Source organism: Mesorhizobium sp. M2A.F.Ca.ET.043.02.1.1 (genome assembly GCF_003952405.1).
Taxonomy (GTDB): domain Bacteria; phylum Pseudomonadota; class Alphaproteobacteria; order Rhizobiales; family Rhizobiaceae; genus Mesorhizobium.
Genome location: NZ_CP034445.1, coordinates 2,788,613 through 2,804,460, shown reverse-complemented (window position 1 = coordinate 2,804,460; position 15,848 = coordinate 2,788,613). Strand labels below are relative to the sequence as shown.

Below are 15,848 nucleotides of genomic sequence, written 5' to 3'. Positions count from 1 at the left end.
TGGGTTCAATCTCTCCAGGCGACGGAGCCGTGCTCGTCATGAGGCGCCTTGAGCATCAGATGCTCGAAGACATGCAGATATCCCCGGCGGCTCATCCGCGCTGCCGATCCTGCACCAGACCATATCGGTGACGAGCGGCGCGGTGGTCGGGAATGACAGCCACCTCCATGCCGTTGAAAAGCAGGAAATCCGTCACTTTGCCCTCGTCGGTAACCGGCGGAGCCGGAGTGGTCGTCACCAGGGCAAGCCCTGTTGCAGCAGGTATCCTTGGGCAGCCTGTCAGAACATCGATGACTCCGGTTGTGGTGCCGGGGCGGGCGATCAGGGGCCAAGTGATTGTTCCGCGGCGGCTGTATGTTGTGGTAAGGTGATCATGCGAACTCTTGTTGGTCGGTCACGTGTTTTGCGGATGACCCGCATGTACTGTGCCAAATGAGAAAACCATTCAAACGCAATCCAGTAGATCTGACTGTATCCGACATTGTCGGAATTTGGACATCGCCGAACGCGAAGCGCTCGGGGCTTGTGACGATACTTGAGCGTGCTGCTTCGGAGGAGGGATGCGCCTCGAACCGGCCGCGAGGCCTTTTTCTGGCAACGGATATTCCGGCCGGGTTAGGCCGCGAGGAAAGCGACGGTGAATAAGAGGTAGAGGACCAACCGTTTTGAGCGGGTAGTTGCCGTGTTGCGCCCCCAGGCAAAGGCCAGCACCACGGAGCAGTATTTCTGGTGGCGATACTACATCGCCTTTAAGTGCCGGTTACCCGTTTTTACCCAGTTGGCCTGGTGCATTCAGAGCGAGGTCGTTGGAAACCGCTTATTGTGGCTATGAGCAAACTCGGGATGGAGGAGTGGACCCAAAAATTGGCAAAATGCCCCAGGGAGGATTACATGGGTCGCTCATTCCCCGTACTCGTTACAGGTGCGCGTCGCTACGCAAACAGCTTGCTTTTGACTTGGCGTTTCTTGCCGTTTCGGCATCGCTCACTAATTCGGCCGCTGCCGACACCGTGAACTGGCGTCAATTCGAAGGGACCAGCATAACTTGGGCCTACGACATCCACCCCTATGCGGATGCTCTCGCTGCGCAACTTTCCGGAGTTCGAGAAGCTGACCCGGCATCAAGGTCACGCCGGAACTCTACCCAGACGATTCTTACTGGAACAAGATGACGATCCAACTGACGACGAAGTCGCCAGCATGGGATGTGTTCGGCACTGGCATTCAGCCCGCGTAGGACCTCGCTCCGAGTGGCGCCTGCTGGACAAATACCTGAGTGATCCGAAGCTTACCGATGCTGGATACGACTACATTCGGACATGATCAAGAAGTGCGCGGCTCCTTCCTTCGCCAATGATAACTGGAACCAGGTCGTGGACGGCATCTCGTCCGGCCGCACCGCGATGACGATCGACTCAAAAATGTTCGGCTTCTGGAACGATGTTGCGGGGAAGCCGGCATCCGGCAAGATCGCCTTCGCTCCGCCGCTGCACGCACCGAGCGCCACGAGCTTGGATTCTGACATCTGGATCTGGGCTCTCGCCATGAACGCGGCTTCCGAAAAGAAGGGCACGGCCTGGCTGTTCATCCCGTGGGCCACCTCCAAGCAGGTGGCGCTCAAGGGTGCCCTTGCTGGCCAGCTCGTCAATCCGCCGCGCACGTCGACCTGGCAGGACGATACCTAGACTAAGTACGCTTCGCAGCCCGAGTTCAACAACTTCGTTGACAGCTTCAAAAAGATACAGGATCAAGCCGCGCTGGCTTTCACACCGCGTGTCGGCTTCGGCGAAGCCATGAACGCATGGGCCGTGGCGATGCAGAAGATGGCAAACGGCGATGACGTCGAGACGACGTTGAGGGCGCTTGCCGAAGAAATCCGCACTGGCCTCTGATCAAAAGGAACAGGGCAGTACTATTGCACTGCCCTGTTCCCGCCAACGGCGGAGATCACGCCGTGTCACCCCAAGCACTTAAACCCAGCGCTGCTTCGCCCGGCCGCGCCGACGATTTTTCTTGGCCGCCAAGGCGGCAGCCTGCGGCCGGGGCCACAACCGAAACGACCACGGCGATCAGTCCGTAAGCTGCCCGGGGCAGCGGAAGGGCGGAAAGCGCCTTCAGGTGGCCGCACAAGTAGGGTCTCGAGACGGACTCAGCGCGGCAGCACGCTCGATCCCATCAGCGCCTCATCGATGGCGCGCGCCGCCTGGCGGCCCTCGCGGATCGCCCAGACGACCAGCGACTGGCCGCGCCGCACGTCGCCCGCCGCATAGAGCTTTTCGACGCTGGTCCTGTAGTCCCGGTCATTGGCCTCGACATTCTTCGAGCGGCGGCTGTCAATGGCGATCTTCATCTGGCCGGCCAGTTCCGACACCGGCCCGCGAGCGGCTGGCCCGGCAAAGCCGATGGCGATGAACGCGAGATCGGCACGAATGACGAATTCGCTGCCGGCGATCGGCTTGCGCTTTTCGTCGACCTCGCAGCATTTGACCCCGGTCAGCTGGCCGTCTTCGCCGATGAACTCGAGCGTCGCCACCTGAAACTCGCGCTCGGCGCCTTCGGCCTGCGAGGACGAGGTGCGCATCTTGGTCGCCCAGTAGGGCCAGACCGAAAGCTTGTCTTCCTTTTCCGGCGGCTGCGGACGGATGTCGAGCTGGGTGACGCGGACCGCGCCCTGGCGGAAGGCGGTGCCGACGCAGTCGGACGCGGTATCGCCGCCGCCGACGACGACCACATGCTGGCCGCCGGCGAGGATCGGATGCGACGGCCACGCCACCGACTGGATCGGTTCGCCGCCGACACGCCTGTTCTGCTGCACCAGATAGGGCATCGCGTCATGCACGCCGCCGAGATCGTCGCCGGGAATGCCGGCCGCGCGCGGCGTTTCGGAACCGCCGCAATAAAGCACCGCGTCATGTTCGGCGAGCAGCTCGGCAACCGGCTTGTCGACGCCGACATTGACGCCGCAATGGAAGGTGACGCCCTCGCCCTGCATCTGCTCGATGCGCCGGTCGATATAGTGCTTCTCGATCTTGAAGTCGGGAATGCCGTAACGCATCAGCCCGCCGGGCCGGCTCTCGCGCTCATAGACATGGACGTCGTGGCCGGCGCGGCCGAGCTGCTGGGCAGCCGACATGCCGGCCGGGCCGGAGCCGATGACGGCGACGCGCTTGCCGGTCTTCTTCTCCGGCGGATAGGGCCTGATATGGCCGGTCTCGTAAGCCTTGTCGGCGATCGCCTGCTCGACCGTCTTGATGGCGACGGGAATGTCCTCGAGGTTCAGCGTGCAGGCTTCCTCGCAAGGTGCGGGGCAGATGCGGCCGGTGAATTCCGGGAAATTGTTGGTCGAATGCAGGTTGCGGATCGCATTGTCCCAGTCGCCATTGTAGACGAGGTCGTTCCAGTCCGGGATCTGGTTGTGGATGGGACAGCCCGTTGGCCCGTGGCAGAACGGAATGCCGCAATCCATGCAGCGCGCGGCCTGTTTCTCGACCTCCTTGTCCGACATCGGCAGCGTGAATTCACGGAAATGCCGGATGCGGTCGGAGGCCGGCTGGTACTTGTGCACCTGCCGGTCGATTTCGAGAAAGCCTGTTACCTTGCCCATAGTCCAGCTCCTGCTGTCCAGATGGCGCGCCTGGCGACGCCCTGCAGCTGGATCAGATGGGGCATCCCGTCCACACATGGGCCGCACCAAGTTGCCCAAAATTCGACTATGTACACTTGCCGGGCTCAAAGCTCGTGAGGGGCTCGCCATGCAGCCAGTTCTCGACTCTAATCGAAGGAGCCGGGGACTCCATCTGCAATACCACGTTGCGGTCCAAAGCTATTTCCAAAGGTTTCTGCACGAGCTGGTTTCCTCTCAGAGACGGCACACGGGTTCAGGGAGGAGCGCATCGCTCGTCTTGCCCCATTAAGTGCAGTCACAGTCACTCAGTCTCAAAAGCCATGCCAACGCGCTCAGCGCGCAGTTAGCGCCCATTGCTTCGAAAAACCTCGTCAGTGCCCAGATGTTGGTTGTAATGAACCTGACATTTGTCTGACGCTGTCAGCTTTTGGACACGCGATCACGCGCTTCGTGCCGCCAGGCCAGGCCGAGCCCTGTGTTGCCAGCGGTCGCTTCGATGATTGTACCGCCCGGCGCGAGCTGGCCACGCTGTTCGGCATTAACGATCATCGACAACGCAATGCGATCCTTGATCGATCCGCCGGGATTTTGGCTTTCGAGCTTGACGAAGAGAATTCCTGACTCCGACGTTGTACCGCTGACCAGCCGTGTTGGAGCTGAAATCAGAGGAGTTCGCCTTGGTGGAGACCTTTCGGACGCAGCGATAGCAGCCATCAACCAGCTTCTTCTAAAACACAAGGTGATCTTCTTCCGCGGCCAGGAGCATCTCGACGATGCGGAGCAGGAATTGTTCGCGCGGCGTCTGGGTAACCTTGTACCTCATCCCACGCAGGGGCCGGCAGCCGGCACGGCCTCAATCCTCAATCTCGATTCCGGCCGTGGCGGTGGCAGGGCAGACCAGTGGCATACCGATGTGACTTTCGTCGATGCCTATCCGAAATTCTCGGTCCTACGTGGCGTCGTCATTCCGGCGGCGGGGGGCGACACGATCTGGTCCAACACGCACGCCGCGTACGAGAATCTGCCGGCGCCGCTCAAAATATTGGCGGACAATCTGTGGGCTATTCATAGCAATGCCTACGACTACGCAGCCGTGCGCCCGCGCGCCACAGCCGAAGAGAAGAAGCACTTCGAGGAAGTTTTCACATCGACGATCTACGAGACCGAGCATCCGGTCGTGCGCGTCCATCCGGAAACCGGGGAGAAGTCGCTGCTGCTCGGCAATTTCGTGCAGCGCCTCGTCGGCCTTTCCAAGAGCGATTCCGCCAAACTCTACGAGGTGTTCCAGTCCTACGTCACTGCCCCGGAAAATACCGTGCGGTGGCGCTGGCAAGTAGGCGACGTCGCTATCTGGGACAACCGTGCTAACCAGCATTATGCGGTCAACGACTATGGCGACCAGCACCGGGTTGTGCGTCGCGCTACGGTTGACGGTGACGTTCCGATCGGCGTCGACGGTCGCCGCAGTATAACCCATGTCAAGGCAGCCAAGCCGGCGGCGAAGGCAGCCTGACCGTCTGAACAGGGTAAAGATGAAAACTTCGTATCGCCGCGGCCATATCGCGCTGCTTAACCGCCCCACAAAGCCTTATGATTTCCGAGAAGCAAGGCGAGTTGCGGGCTCGAGGCTTGGCCCGAAATCGAGGTCCTGCAGCGTGGCGCATGGCTCGAGTCGCTGCTCGTGGCCCCGCTGCAGCGGTACAGGTCCCCCACCGCCCCACCATCTCGCCCGCCCTGCACCTCGGATAGCGATCATTCACCGTTTGTTCATTATGATAGCGCACGATCATAACTGGACATGCTGGTAGCTCGTACATGCCTGAAGGCCCTGCGCGCCGACCCAGCGCCGGGGCCTTTTTACTTCCGCAAAATCGATTCCAGCAACGCGGGCACTTCGCAGGATGTCGGAATCCCGCGCTTGCGATGATACGCCGTACAGCGAATTGCGCGAGTCAAACGAATTTGGGTTTCTCAAATATAGAATCGTCGATACCGATCCTGATGGATCGAGCCTCGACGACGAAGTCAACCATCTTCAAACGGAATTATTCAACATTGCCGAGAGCTCCCGGTGTGCCGTCGAAGCCGACATTGGGGAGGTCAGCGGTCACCAACGATCATGGTGATCGCCAGCATCTTTCGTATTCACATAACCGTCGGCCTTGTACTTTCCCGAGGCCATGACATGAGTGGGTCTTCCAAGCACCGATTTGGCCCGGTAGGATTTGCAGGGGGCGCGGACAAGCGGATGAACAAACGGAATGATGCCGGAAAACTGCGCGCGCCTGCTGGGATTTAGCCGACCGTCGATAGGAACATAGCCCTGGTCGACGGCTTTCTGAAGGGCAAGAGTTTCGCCGACCTGGCTCAGGAACATGGCTTGTCGACAACGAGGGTGCGCCAAATCATCGAGAAGGCCGATCGGCTCGTGGGCGGCGCATTCAGACCAAGACTGAAACGTCCAACGCCTCGCCTCGGTCCGATTTCATGGTCGACTATCCCTATGTGTGCAAATGGCCGAGAAGCACCGGCTGGGTAGCGTCACGCCGCATCATTCTTTGCGGAGCTGGAGCGCGCGGGATCGCTGGAGCGGCTGGTGAAAGCGGTTGCCGGGGCGCACAACACGTGAGCTGGCGCCTCGTGTGGCAAAAGGAGAGGGCGAGAGCCCATGGCCTGCAATGAAGCGATCAAGCATTGCGATCGTGGAACCAAGCTAGTCGACCATCCGGACCGCGGCCTTCAATGCCAGCTCGCCTTGGAATCGGCCTTCCAGGAATTGGCTGAGCGCGCAGCGGAATCCGGCTGGACCGAGGAGATAGCCACGCGCTCCTCGAACTCGCCGGCGCGCGCCTCAGGAGCGACTCCGCCAATGACAGACTGAGAGGACGATTAATCGTGCCAGGGCAACGAGAGAGCGGCAGGTTCAAGAAGCTTCGCCTGAACCGATAGGAACGTCGCTGCGCCAATAAAATTGGCGGTGAAGGCTGACCGCGGCCGAGTCGGGCAAGCGAGCGAAGTGCTGAAATAAGGGCGTGAGAATCCAAGACATCGTTTGTAGAGAGCATCGAGCTTCGCGAGATTGTGGTACAGGATCGACCGCAGGTGTTCTCGCAGCGCTCGCAGAACCCGGGATTCTTCCGCGGCACCCGCCAAGGCGAAGAACGGTCAGAGTTGCACGATAACGTTTAAAAGCGAGCCTTCCTCCGAAAGTCTGCGCGCGCAGTTCCACGGTCCGATGCGCTTTCATAGCTATTCCAATCGCCGCGCCCATCCTCTCCCGGATCAGGTCCAGCGGGTCTGCAGTGCATGCGCCCCCAAAGTGGACGCCATTGGGCCGGGTGAACCGGGCTCGATTGCGCGCCGAAGGCCCGTTCCAGGCCCGGAAATCCGGGTCCGTCAGGGCGAGCGCGTGCGGGTCGAGGTAGAGAACGGCCTTGCCGAGAAAACGACCGTGCACTGGCATCGCGTGCGTGTGCCACATGCCATGGATGGCGTGCCTCACCTCACGCAGAAGCCCGCGAAAAGGCAACGGAAGATCTAGCATTTATGGGGGAAATGTTTTTTCGGAGTGCTTGACCCGCAGGAAGGGCAGGGCATGACTGCCTATCGCCCGACCCGGCCGGCCGCACTCATGACCGGCTGGGCTCGGTTAATCCTGCATGCCGCGCCCATGAGGTTGCGCTCTGTCGGGAGTGCGTCGAGCACAACGACGAGATGTAGTTCACGATCTTTGAAACGCGTGTCAACCATCCAAAGTGTGGATGCCTTTCATCGAAACAAACGATTTCATCAATGTTCTGGAATCCTGCATGGGCAGAACAGAAACCGCCCGAAAGGAGATTTTTCATGCGCTCTACCGGGCAGTGGAGTGCTGGGAAAGGGAGTTGCAACTGACCGGGTCCGACTTCTTCCGAGTCTATGGACAGACTGGGAGACGCGCACGGTGTAGCGGCTCACATCGTCATACTGCACCTACGCCACACACCGGCCGGACCTGATCCGGCTTTATGAGCATTGGGCTTTGTCAGTTGCCCAAGCGTGATGGCTTTCGCGACGCGGCGCGCCTCAGGAACTGAGCCGCGTCCAGGTCGAAACGCGGGAAAGAAAGACAGGAAACAGAATGGCCGATCAATTCGCAACGGACGTCATTGCCCTGATCAAGAAACGCGCCGAGTCGGAGAGCGGTGAGGGAATGCCTGCGTCATTCGTCGGCGAGATAACAATCGCCACGGAACTGGACGCGCTCGGGTTTGATTCGCTGGGTTTGGCGGACGTCCTCTGGGATGTGGAGCAGGCCTACGGCATCAAGATCGACATGAACACGGCCGATGCCTGGTCCAATCTCAAGAATGTCGGCGACGTCGTGGAAGCCGTCCGCGGCTTGCTTGCGAAGGAGGCTTGAATGGACAGGCGCGTCGTTATCACCGGAGTGGGCGGCCTGTGCGGACTGGGCACCGACGCCGCCTCTATGTGGAAAGAGATGCGCGAAGGCCGCTCCGCCATCGGCCCGATCGCCAATTCCGAGCTTCATGACCTGGAGGGCATGACCGGCGCTGAGATCAAGGCGCTGCCCCAGCACGACATCAACCGGGGGCATCTCATCTCCATGGACCGCTTCAGCTTGCTCGCCGTGCTTGCAGCGCGCGAAGCCATGCGGCAGGCCGGACTTTCCTGGGACGAGGGGAATGCCCATCGCTTCGGCGCGACAGTGGGCGTCGGATTTACCGGTTCATACGCAACAGAACAAACTTACCGCTCACTGCTTTTGGGTAGCGCAATCCGTGCTGAACTCTTCACTGGAGTAAAGGTGATGCCCAGCGCCGCTTCCGTCCATCTTAGCTTGAGCCTCGGCTTGCGCGGGCCGGTCTTCGGGGTGACCTCCGCATGTGCCTCGGCCAACCATGCGATCGCCTCGGCGGTGGACCAGATCAAGCTGGGCCGGGCCGACGTAATGGTTTCCGGAGGCAGCGACGCACCCTTCGCATGGGGCGTGCTGAAAGCATGGGAAGCAATGCGCGTGCTTTCACCCGATACCTGCCGGCCCTTCTCCGCCGATAGGAAGGGCCTGGTGCTGGGCGAGGGTGCGGGCATGGCCGTGCTGGAAAGCTACGAGCATGCCACGAGGCGTGGTGCCACAATTCTTGCCGAGATCGCCGGCGTCGGCCTTTCCGCCGATGCCTTCCACATTGCCGCGCCATCTGTCGAGGGGCCAGCGTCGGCGATGCGCGCCTGCCTTGCCGATGCCGGGCTGAATGCCGAGGACGTCGACTACCTCAACGCGCACGGCACCGGTACCAAAAGCAATGATCAGACTGAAACGGCGGCGATCAAGCGTGTGTTTGGAAACCACGCTTATTTGATGTCCATCTCTTCCACCAAGTCCACGCACGCGCATTGCCTCGGCGCAGCGAGCGCGCTTGAAATGATCGCCTGCGTGATGGCAATCCAAGAGGACGTCGTGCCGCCGACCGCCAACTATCGCGAGCCAGATCCCGCTTGCGACCTCGACATCACACCCAATGTGCCGCGCGAGCGCAAGGTGCGCGTCGCCATGAGCAACGCCTTCGCCATGGGCGGTACGAACGCAGTTCTGGCATTCAGGCAGGTGTAGAAGCCATGCAAGACGCCTCATTTGAGGTCACCTGTCGTATCTAGCTGCTTGCCGGACCACTATGTGAAGCGAGCGCTATTGGCTGCCTCTGCGATGCGGGAATTGGCAGCGGACGTCTCACGATCAAACAGGCATCTGCTTGTAGAATTCTTTTAATCGTGAAGCGGCGCGAGTGCGCTATCCGTTGAGGTGAGCAAGGCCGGCGCCCTGGGTGAGCGCTGGTGTCGGGTGGTGGAAAGTACAGGGGGAGCTGTGTGGCCCCCTCTTTCTCGGCCTCGACGATGTGCGAAGGAGCCTGTGCGGCGAACGGGCCGACGCCCCAGGCTCAGAACCTGGGCGAACCTAACTCCCGCCAAAGGACAGCCCAGAGCTGGATACACGAAAGAGATACTGAACCCGCGAATCAGATTCTGATCAATCGTCGTGTCTGAGCTCCGCTCGGCTCTTACGGAGATAATCGCGCGGCCCGGCAACGGCCGCGCGTGCCGCGGGCGTGAGCTTTGCGCTTCGTCAGAAGTGCCTCGAGCGTGACGACGATAATTGACCAGCCATATGGAACGCATTCGCCCAGTTATCCAAAGCGTGGATACCTTTCATCTAAACAAAGGATTTTACCGTTTTTGCTGCAGGTCCCATAGAGGCGCTTCAAGTTGGAAAGATAGGTAGTTCCCATGGTTGCGTTGGATCCGAGGAGCATCATCTGGTGTGCGGGGCGCACAAAGTCAGTCGCATCTGCATTACGGCTTGGTCTTTCGGCGGTCTCCACAAGTTACGCCCCGTTGGTGCGATGCCAATTATTTAACCAATGCTTGGACATTTATCTCAACCAGACAGCTCCAAGGTGAGGTCTTCCATGCGCCCGAATGTCGATTGGAAGTTGTGCTGGGAAAATGAGCTGCAACTGGCCGACCATGTCGAACTCTCCGACTTTTTTCGAAAGACCTATGGACGGACTGGCGCCTTCAACGCGGAGCCATTCGAAGGCGGCCGCAGTTGGGCCGGCGCGAGGCCGGAATTCCGCGCAATCGGCTACGACGCGCATGGGGTAGCGGCTCACATCGGCATGCTGCGGCGCTTCATCAAAGTTGGCGAGGTCGACTTGATCGTCGCTGAATTGGGCCTGTACGCGGTTCGTCCGGATCTTGAAGGGCTCGGAATCGGTTTTTCGATGCGCGTGGCGTACCCAGTGCTCCATCAGTTGGGTGTTCCATTCGCTTTCGGCACGGTTCGGCACGCGCTGCGAAACCATGTCGAAAGATTCTGCAGAGCCGGCCTCGCGAACATTGTGTCGGGCGTTCGCGTACGATCGACCCGTCCAGATGTGCATCCCGACCTGCCGCCCACGCGCCTGGAAGACGTACTCGTGTTGGTTTCGCCGATCGGACGCTCGATGGACGAGTGGCCGTCCGGTACCCTGATCGACCGGAACGGTCCGGAACTATGAAGCCTCTGGACTACATATGCGAAGGGCAGAGTGACAATGCCGATGGCACTGCAGAGCGCAGCGTCTATCTGACGTTTGACGATGGTCCCAATTCATTTTTCACACCGCAGATACTCAATGTGCTGGCGCAACATCAGGTGACGGCGACCTTCTTCGTTGTTGGGGCCTACGCGGCCGACGAGCCGGAACTCGTTCGCCGAATTATTACAGACGGGCACGGTATAGCCAACCACACGATGACTCATCCGGACCTGGCCAAATGCGGGTCCGTCGAAGTCGACTGCCAGATAGTTGAGGCAAACAGAGTCATAGGGATGGCTTGCCCGCAGGCCATGGTTCGGTACTTTCGTGCACCGTATGGCATCTGGACCGAAGAAGTAATCGCTGCATCAGCGGGTGCGGCATTGGCGCCCGTCCATTGGTCCATTGATCCACGCGACTGGTCTCGCCCCGGCGTTGACGCCATCGTCGACAGAGTGCTCGCCGATATCCGGCCGGGCGCAATCGTGCTGTTGCACGACGGGTGCGCTCCCGACGAATTGCAACCAGGCAATCAAGCCAGTCTGCGCGACCAGACGGTGACAGCGTTGTCACGCCTAATTCCAGAATTGCACGGCCGCGGATTTGTAATCCGATCACTTCCTCAACACCCCTGAACAAACAGAGATCCTATGGACCTTCTCACCACAGCCAGTACTGTTGCCGTTTCGTCTTATGCGGTGCTCTCGACTGTTTACAGAGGCATGCAAGCGGTCTACTCCCAACCGGAAAATGTTACGCCGCCGTCGGAAAGCTTGTTCGGATCCGACCGTTGGCCGAGCGTGGATGTCATTATCCCCTGCTACAATGAGGACCCGCGCACACTCGCGGCGTGTTTAGCTTCCATTGCAAATCAAGATTACGCCGGAACATTTCAGGTCTATCTGGTTGACGACGGTTCTGGAAATCGTAATGCCGTCATCCCGGTACATCACGCCTACGAGGGCGACCCGAGATTCAATTTCATTCTGCTCCGCGAGAATGTTGGCAAACGCAAGGCGCAGATCGCCGCCATCCGCCGCTCATCTGGAGATTTCGTGCTCAGCGTCGACTCTGACACGACACTTGCGTCCGACGTCATCACAAAGCTTGCAGTAAAAATGCGGGATTCCATGGTCGGAGCGGCCATGGGCCAGCTGACGGCATACAACCGCAGCGACACTTGGTTGACCCGATTGATCGATATGGAATACTGGCTGGCTTGCAATGAGGAGCGCGCGGCGCAAGGTCGCTTTGGTGCGGTCATGTGCTGCTGCGGCCCATGTGCAATGTACCGCCGGTCTTGTCTCCTTTCTCTGCTGGATCAATACGAGACGCAGCTGTTCAGGGGGAAACCAAGCGACTTCGGTGAAGACCGTCATCTTACGATCCTCATGCTGAAAGCAGGCTTTCGAACCGAGTACGTTCCAGGTGCCGTCGCGGCGACAGTCGTTCCGGACAAGATGGGACCTTATTTGCGCCAACAACTCCGCTGGGCACGAAGCACCTTCCGGGACACGATGCTTGCGCGAGGTCTACTGCGTGGCCTGGATCGCTATCTAACTTTGGATGTGATGGGAGAGAATCTCGGCCCATTGTTGCTCGGCATCGCGGTAGTAACGGCGCTCGGTGAGCTACTATTTTCACATACAGTAAATTGGTGGACGGTGCTGGCTATTGTCACGATGACCATAATCAGATCTACGGTGTTATCTTTCCGCACTCGGCAGCTTCGATTCATCGGCTATTCAATGCACGCGTTAATCAGGATATTCCTGTTGATCCCCTTGAAGGCTTACGCCCTGTGTACATTGAGCAATAGCGATTGGCTGTCGCGTAAAAGTGTTCCCCTGCCCAACAGGAGCACAAAGGAAATCACAAGCGCGATGCCGCTTGCCGGAGCAAATGCTGCGGGCAATTCTGGAATTGCGGAGTCACTTCATACTGCAGATCTTTCGCTCACAGCTGGTGAAGTCTGACGGCCTTGCAGCGCCGAGTGACCGAGTAAGTTGTGTCAGTCGACACGGGGTGAAGCTTTCGAGTTACCTATGGTCAGAACGGGAACTATCTGGAAGCGACACGTGGCATCTTGACGTTATTCTTTGGCGGAAGCGATACACGCGTCGCTCCGGCCGCGACTTTCCAAAGGTGCCATCTCAAGGCGGTGGCCTGCTCTGAACCAGAATTCGCAAGTAAGCTGCCGGTGGCCAATCGGACTCATTCCGCTTGAGATAGACGCATGTCCAATGTAGCAATCGACCTTACCGGCGTAACCAAATTATTCGGAAACAAGCTCGTTGTGGACGGGCTGTCCTTCACCGTTGCATCGGGAGAGTGCTTCGGTCTGCTGGGGCCGAACGGCGCAGGCAAGAGCACGATTGCGCGTATGCTCCTCGGTATGACCCGGCCTGACGCGGGTGATATAACAGTCCTCGGTCTACCAGTGCCGGCACGCAGCCGCTTGGCCCGCAAGGGCATAGGCGTGGTCCCGCAGTTCGACAATCTCGACCTGGAATTTACGGTACGCGAGAACCTGTTGGTGTTCGGGCGCTACTTCGGCATGAGTACAAGAGAGATCAACGCCGTCATCCCACGGCTCCTCGAGTTCGCTCGCCTTGAGAGCAAGGCGGATTCACGTGTCGGCCTGCTATCCGGCGGGATGAAGCGGCGCCTGACGCTGGCACGTGCTCTGATCAACGACCCCCAGTTGCTTGTGATGGATGAGCCCACGACCGGCCTCGACCCGCATGCCCGCCATCTGATCTGGGAGCGACTTCGTTTCCTGCTGGCGAGCGGAAAAACGATCATTTTGACCACCCATTTCATGGAAGAGGCTGAGCGGCTTTGTGATCGGCTGTGTGTTCTCGAGCGGGGACGCAAGATCGCCGAGGGCAGTCCTCATGCGCTGATCGACGAGTACATTGGGTGCAACGTGATCGAGATCTTCGGCGGCAATCCACAGGAGCTGATTTCGCTGATCAGACCGTACGTTCAGCGTGTCGAGGTAAGCGGCGAGACGCTCTTTTGCTATGCGCCTGAGCCGGAGGATGTGCGCATCCAGCTTCGCGGTCGAGCGGGTCTGCGTATTCTAGAGCGTCCACCCAGTCTGGAGGACGTTTTCTTGAGGTTAACCGGACGTGAGATGGAGAAGTGAGCAATGGGTGAACGTTTTGCGGCCGCTCTACCCGCCAACGCCTGGAACTGGATCGCGGTGTGGCGCCGCAATCATCTGGCATGGAAGAAGGTGGCATTTGCTTCAATGCTCGGCACCCTTGCTGATCCGATGATTTACCTTTTCGGGCTCGGCACTGGCCTTGGACTGTTGGTAGGCCGCATCGAAGGTGCATCCTACATCGCCTTTCTGGCAGCCGGCATGGTTGCGACGAGCGCGATGACAGCATCAACCTTCGAAACAATTTACGCGGTTTTCGGTCGAATGCGCGATCAGGGCACTTGGGAAGCAATCCTGCACACACAACTTACCCTCGGCGACATCGTTCTCGGTGAATTGACCTGGGCAGCCACAAAGGCCTTTCTGGCCGGTACGACAATTGCGATTGTTGCCGCCGCGCTAGGTTATGCCGCGTGGACGTCGGTTCTCTACGTGCTGCCGGTCATCGCTCTCACCGGGTTCGCCTTTGCGAGCCTGGCCATGCTCGTCATCGCGCTCGCGCCCAGTTATCACTATTTTATTTTCTATCAGACGCTTGTCATCACACCCATGCTGTTCCTTTCGGGCGCGGTTTTTCCAGTCGGCCAATTGCCAGGAGTGTTTCAGCAGATTGCGGCCTTCTCGCCGCTGGCGAATTCTATCGATCTAATCCGTCCGGTGATGCTCGGCCGCCTGGGCGACAATGTAGGGCTGCATATAGGCGCACTTTGCATGTTCGCTGTATTGCCTTTTTTTCTGTCGGCTGGACTGTTTCATCGACGACTAATGCGTTGACGCTTACCTACGCCCATCAACGAGAAGGAGGTCCGCAATGCCGGATTGCAAACTGCCCCCAGCGGCCCGGAGGCATGCGTGTGCCAGGAATCGCGAGTGGTACAACAACGCCGAAGCCGGGCGCCACCCAGCCGCTGCAGGCACGCGCCCATCTTCGCGACCACACCTCGGAGTACAGGCTGGGTGGTGAGGCGCGCGGACCCACCCGGAGCGTTCAAGCGATAGCAGCCAAGCTTCTTGTGCGCGTCCCCAGACCGTCGCGGCCATTATTTAGTTGGATACACATGCAATGACCCACAACGAACCAACTCCTGAGCCTTTTGTGATCCTTGCTATGCCAAGGACCGGAACACACTATTTAGAAGAATTGCTAAACGAGCATCCGACCGTTCTGAGTAACGGTGAGTTGCTAAACGAATATGATCCCAATTGGCCCAGCACGGATCGCCTGCTAGGCACGGATCGCGAGCTTCTTGAGCTTGCCTATGTGCGCTGCCCTATGCGCGACTACAAGAATGTGACGCATCTTGGCTGCAAGATCAATGAACCTCAGTTTCGCGAGCGTCCAGCATTCTTTGCGGAATTAGCTCGTTGGCCAGCACTCAAGGTCATCCTCGTTGTTCGCCGAAACGTATTGGAATCGCTCCGATCCTTTGTGCAGGCCAGGGAAAGCGGTCAGTGGCTGAAGTTCAGCTCGGACAACGATACCGCTCGGCCACCGAGCGTCAGGTTGTCAATCGCCGACTGTGAGGCTTATTTCAAAGCCGCCGACGATTTTCACGCTCGCGTTATGGACTCCTTCACGTCGACCAACCTGCTTGTAATGGAATACGAGAGCCTACTTCACGAACCTGCCCAATGCTTGGGAGCGGTTTGGGATTTCCTGGGCGTTCCAGCGCTTGAGCCATCAGATAACGCCATCTTGCAGCGCCAGGAAACGCGACCGCTTGATCAAACGGTGGAGAACTTTGACGAGTTGCGGATTCACTTCGCACGCGGACCTTATTCAAGATTTTTTGACCTCGGAGATTCAATGCGCTCCTACGCTTAATCGCTTGTACCGCGTGCTCTGATGGGCGTGTAGGATATCCTGCAGTTTGCGCGCATTCCGTTCCAAAACTGACAAACCAAAGTCACCAAGGCAACCGGCAGTCGATCTGCGGCGAACATCAAAGGGCACGGGCGCAAGGCGACCTGGTCAATT

At 59.0% G+C, this 15,848-nt stretch carries 12 protein-coding genes and 5 pseudogenes; 11 read left to right on the top strand and 6 right to left on the bottom strand.

What is annotated here, in order from left to right:
* Positions 1-44 precede the first annotated feature (44 nt).
* Positions 45-265, bottom strand: a pseudogene (locus EJ068_RS13265) (insulinase family protein); the annotation flags it as partial.
* Positions 266-1,319: 1,054 nt separating this feature from the next.
* On the opposite strand from EJ068_RS13265, the gene EJ068_RS33280 reads away from it, so the two are divergent.
* The gene (locus EJ068_RS33280; RefSeq protein WP_245454714.1) at positions 1,320-1,685 is read left to right on the top strand and encodes an extracellular solute-binding protein; all 366 of its coding nucleotides are present in this window, start codon (positions 1,320-1,322) and stop codon (positions 1,683-1,685) included.
* A gap of 464 nt (positions 1,686-2,149) precedes the next feature.
* Here EJ068_RS33280 and EJ068_RS13255 read toward each other — a convergent pair whose 3' ends face one another.
* The 3 genes and pseudogenes from EJ068_RS13255 to EJ068_RS33275 all read right to left on the bottom strand — a co-directional run.
* Positions 2,150-3,604 (bottom strand): glutamate synthase subunit beta, encoded by a 1,455-nt coding sequence (locus EJ068_RS13255; RefSeq protein WP_024504270.1) that lies wholly within the window; start codon positions 3,602-3,604, stop codon positions 2,150-2,152.
* Between the two features lie 41 nt (positions 3,605-3,645).
* Positions 3,646-3,809: pseudogene (locus EJ068_RS13250) on the bottom strand (thioredoxin domain-containing protein); the annotation flags it as partial.
* Positions 3,810-4,084: 275 nt separating this feature from the next.
* A pseudogene (locus EJ068_RS33275) lies at positions 4,085-4,270 on the bottom strand (pyridoxal-phosphate dependent enzyme); the annotation flags it as partial.
* On the opposite strand from EJ068_RS33275, the gene EJ068_RS13240 reads away from it, so the two are divergent.
* Positions 4,185-5,138, top strand: coding sequence for a TauD/TfdA family dioxygenase (locus tag EJ068_RS13240; RefSeq protein ID WP_024504271.1), 954 nt, complete (start codon positions 4,185-4,187; stop codon positions 5,136-5,138). The pseudogene EJ068_RS33275 and the gene EJ068_RS13240 sit on opposite strands and share 86 nt — an antisense overlap.
* Before the next feature lie 594 nt (positions 5,139-5,732).
* On the opposite strand, the gene EJ068_RS32610 is transcribed toward EJ068_RS13240, so the two are convergent.
* On the bottom strand, positions 5,733-6,002 hold the full coding sequence (locus EJ068_RS32610) for a hypothetical protein (protein WP_024504272.1): 270 nt from the start codon (positions 6,000-6,002) through the stop codon (positions 5,733-5,735).
* A gap of 993 nt (positions 6,003-6,995) precedes the next feature.
* Here EJ068_RS32610 and EJ068_RS13230 point away from each other — a divergent pair.
* Positions 6,996-7,142 (top strand): annotated as a pseudogene (locus EJ068_RS13230) (multicopper oxidase domain-containing protein); the annotation flags it as partial.
* Between the two features lie 104 nt (positions 7,143-7,246).
* Here the strand turns inward: EJ068_RS13230 and EJ068_RS33270 are convergent.
* Positions 7,247-7,375 (bottom strand): annotated as a pseudogene (locus EJ068_RS33270) (LysR family transcriptional regulator); the annotation flags it as partial.
* A 370-nt stretch (positions 7,376-7,745) separates the two neighbouring features.
* Between EJ068_RS33270 and EJ068_RS13225 the strand changes: the two are divergent.
* The 8 genes from EJ068_RS13225 to EJ068_RS13190 all read left to right on the top strand — a co-directional run bounded on the left by EJ068_RS13225 (position 7,746) and on the right by EJ068_RS13190 (position 15,695).
* Entirely contained in the window at positions 7,746-8,027 is a 282-nt protein-coding gene (locus tag EJ068_RS13225) for an acyl carrier protein (RefSeq protein WP_029356603.1), read from the top strand.
* Positions 8,028-9,236 carry a beta-ketoacyl-[acyl-carrier-protein] synthase family protein gene (locus tag EJ068_RS13220; RefSeq protein WP_126057631.1) on the top strand — a complete coding sequence of 403 codons (1,209 nt, stop codon included), beginning with the start codon at positions 8,028-8,030 and terminating at the stop codon, positions 9,234-9,236.
* An 853-nt stretch (positions 9,237-10,089) separates the two neighbouring features.
* Positions 10,090-10,680, top strand: coding sequence for a NodA family N-acyltransferase (locus EJ068_RS13215; RefSeq protein ID WP_024505875.1), 591 nt, complete (start codon positions 10,090-10,092; stop codon positions 10,678-10,680).
* Positions 10,677-11,336, top strand: a complete 660-nt coding sequence (gene nodB / locus EJ068_RS13210; protein ID WP_126057632.1) for a chitooligosaccharide deacetylase NodB — start codon at positions 10,677-10,679, stop codon at positions 11,334-11,336. The genes EJ068_RS13215 and nodB overlap by 4 nt, the downstream gene beginning before the upstream one ends.
* A 15-nt stretch (positions 11,337-11,351) precedes the next feature.
* The gene (gene nodC, locus EJ068_RS13205; protein WP_032899868.1) at positions 11,352-12,677 is read left to right on the top strand and encodes a chitooligosaccharide synthase NodC; all 1,326 of its coding nucleotides are present in this window, start codon (positions 11,352-11,354) and stop codon (positions 12,675-12,677) included.
* A 260-nt stretch (positions 12,678-12,937) separates the two neighbouring features.
* The gene (gene nodI / locus EJ068_RS13200) at positions 12,938-13,852 is read left to right on the top strand and encodes a nodulation factor ABC transporter ATP-binding protein NodI (RefSeq protein ID WP_024505873.1); all 915 of its coding nucleotides are present in this window, start codon (positions 12,938-12,940) and stop codon (positions 13,850-13,852) included.
* Between the two features lie 3 nt (positions 13,853-13,855).
* Complete coding sequence (locus EJ068_RS13195) at positions 13,856-14,644, top strand: ABC transporter permease (RefSeq protein ID WP_029356621.1); 789 nt, start codon at positions 13,856-13,858, stop codon at positions 14,642-14,644.
* Positions 14,645-14,933: 289 nt separating this feature from the next.
* On the top strand, positions 14,934-15,695 hold the full coding sequence (locus tag EJ068_RS13190; RefSeq protein WP_024505871.1) for a sulfotransferase: 762 nt from the start codon (positions 14,934-14,936) through the stop codon (positions 15,693-15,695).
* Positions 15,696-15,848: the final 153 nt, after the last annotated feature.

Excerpts from the sequence above, each read along its gene's own strand:
- EJ068_RS13255 (WP_024504270.1), bottom strand. The coding sequence starts at position 3,604 with ATGGGCAAGGTAACAGGCTTTCTCGAAATCGACCGGCAGGTGCACAAG.
- EJ068_RS13195 (WP_029356621.1), top strand. The coding sequence starts at position 13,856 with ATGGGTGAACGTTTTGCGGCCGCTCTACCCGCCAACGCCTGGAACTGG.
- EJ068_RS32610 (WP_024504272.1), bottom strand. The coding sequence starts at position 6,002 with ATGTTCCTGAGCCAGGTCGGCGAAACTCTTGCCCTTCAGAAAGCCGTC.
- nodI (WP_024505873.1), top strand. The coding sequence starts at position 12,938 with ATGTCCAATGTAGCAATCGACCTTACCGGCGTAACCAAATTATTCGGA.
- EJ068_RS13225 (WP_029356603.1), top strand. The coding sequence starts at position 7,746 with ATGGCCGATCAATTCGCAACGGACGTCATTGCCCTGATCAAGAAACGC.
- EJ068_RS13190 (WP_024505871.1), top strand. The coding sequence starts at position 14,934 with ATGACCCACAACGAACCAACTCCTGAGCCTTTTGTGATCCTTGCTATG.
- EJ068_RS13240 (WP_024504271.1), top strand. The coding sequence starts at position 4,185 with ATGCGATCCTTGATCGATCCGCCGGGATTTTGGCTTTCGAGCTTGACG.
- EJ068_RS33280 (WP_245454714.1), top strand. The coding sequence starts at position 1,320 with ATGATCAAGAAGTGCGCGGCTCCTTCCTTCGCCAATGATAACTGGAAC.
- EJ068_RS13215 (WP_024505875.1), top strand. The coding sequence starts at position 10,090 with ATGCGCCCGAATGTCGATTGGAAGTTGTGCTGGGAAAATGAGCTGCAA.
- nodC (WP_032899868.1), top strand. The coding sequence starts at position 11,352 with ATGGACCTTCTCACCACAGCCAGTACTGTTGCCGTTTCGTCTTATGCG.
- nodB (WP_126057632.1), top strand. The coding sequence starts at position 10,677 with ATGAAGCCTCTGGACTACATATGCGAAGGGCAGAGTGACAATGCCGAT.
- EJ068_RS13220 (WP_126057631.1), top strand. The coding sequence starts at position 8,028 with ATGGACAGGCGCGTCGTTATCACCGGAGTGGGCGGCCTGTGCGGACTG.